The 1680-nt window shown below is 63.0% G+C and carries 1 protein-coding gene; it reads left to right on the forward strand.

What is annotated here, in order from left to right:
• Positions 1–455 precede the first annotated feature (455 nt).
• Positions 456–1680, forward strand: a 1225-nt coding sequence (locus AC0QTX_RS27390; RefSeq protein ID WP_474606946.1) for a DNA translocase FtsK, incomplete at its 3' end; no start/stop codon positions are given.

The following is a 1680-nucleotide window of genomic DNA, read 5'->3' on the forward strand; positions in this document are numbered from 1 at the left end:
GACCCAAACAGGCCCAAGGGAAGCGCCCATATAAACACCCAACACAACTTTGCAAGAGATTTTCTAAGGACCTTGCATCAGAAGCCGGTGGAACAGAGCGCTCTGCTCTTAAAGAATATAGGAAGTGCGAGTCCTGCTTTGAAGGGGAGGGGGCTGGGGACAAGTGCCGGTCGAAGCGGCACGTGACTTCCTCCTAAGGCTCTTTTTACCTTTGGCAGGCGTAATCGGGAGGACCTCTTCTCCCCGGGCTGACTGGCTCAGTCCCAACACCATAACAGACAATGCACTTCAAACGACGGCCTCCATCTTCCGCCGCCCATGGCTATGGCTCTCTTGCACAAGGTGAGGATTTCAAGACTGAGTCGGGCAGCCACGAGCCCACTCCTTCCGCGGCTTCATTGCAGAGAGACCACGCACGTCATCGGGCGGGCGAAGCTCTGCCTGGCGCAAACCGGGTGCAGGCAACCCCCGGTCCCACGGGCAGCCAGCCCGTCTCGCGGTCCTCGACCGCCATTGCGCCGAAGAGCGGGCAAGGCAGAGGGGCGAATGGCGCTCCCCGCGGAGAGGTCTGGGAGCAGTCCTTTTCCATGTCGCCGGAGGTCCGGTTCACGCGCACCCCCGAGCGCGTCCTGAAGGAGCGCCGGATGAAGGGGGCATCCCATCCATCCGATGATGCCATCGAAGAGAGGGCGAGACAGATTGCTGCCACTCGCATGGACGATCCGGCACCGGCCGTCCAGGAGCGGCTGCAGGCGCTTCAGAGCAAGGCTGCGTCCCAGGAAACCGGCACCGGCAATGCCCGCATCTTCAATCGGGCTCCTGCTCAGGAGCGTGGGCCGATCACGCGCGCAGCAGCACAGGCTCCAGCGATGGACACCGCAACTCGGCGCGCGCCGGTTGTCGAGCCAGCGCCTTCTCAGGACAAGGTCCAACAGCCGGCGCAGCCTCCGAGGAGCAATCCGGTCGCGCCTGCGCCCTATGAGCTTCACACGATCCAGCAATCCTACAGCTTCATGTGGCAGCCAGGGACCTACCTCCTGGATCCATCGCTCTCGCCTGCTCCTGCCATGCCTGCTCCCGTCGTGCCCGTTCAGGCAAAGCAGGAGGATGTCCGGCCGGCCAGGAAAGCCCCGCCGCCAGTCAAAGCTGCGCCTGCTGTCAGGCCTGTCGTGCCCGCGCCTTCAAGGGTTCCGCTGTCGGTTCAGCCTGAAACCGCACCATGGGATGACGACGAGGATTTTGTCGAAGAGGATCTCGCCCAAGAAGAGGATCTCGTCCAGGAGGAGTTGGACGACGAGATCATTGTCGAGGAAGCACCGCGCCGGGCGGCCGTCGTAACCCAGCCGCGCGTGAGCCACGCGCCGGCGGTTCCGGTTCCGGCCAATGACAGCATCCGTCGTGACAACTACGCGTCCGTTTCCATCGGCGTCACGGCTCCGGTCCGCGCCTCCTTCGATTACGAGCTGCCGGCGCTCGATCTTCTGGCAGAACCGAAGATCTGGAGCAGTGCGGAAGTGCCGGTCGAGGTGCTGCAGGAGAATGCAGCGACCCTCGAGAACGTGCTGTGGGACTTCAACGTCAAGGGCGAGATCATCAATGTCCGTCCCGGTCCTGTCGTGACGTTGTATGAGTTGGAGCCTGCGCCTGGGACGAAGTCGTCGCGGGTGATCTCGTTGGCCG

It is taken from the genome of Microvirga sp. jy35 (assembly GCF_056148915.1).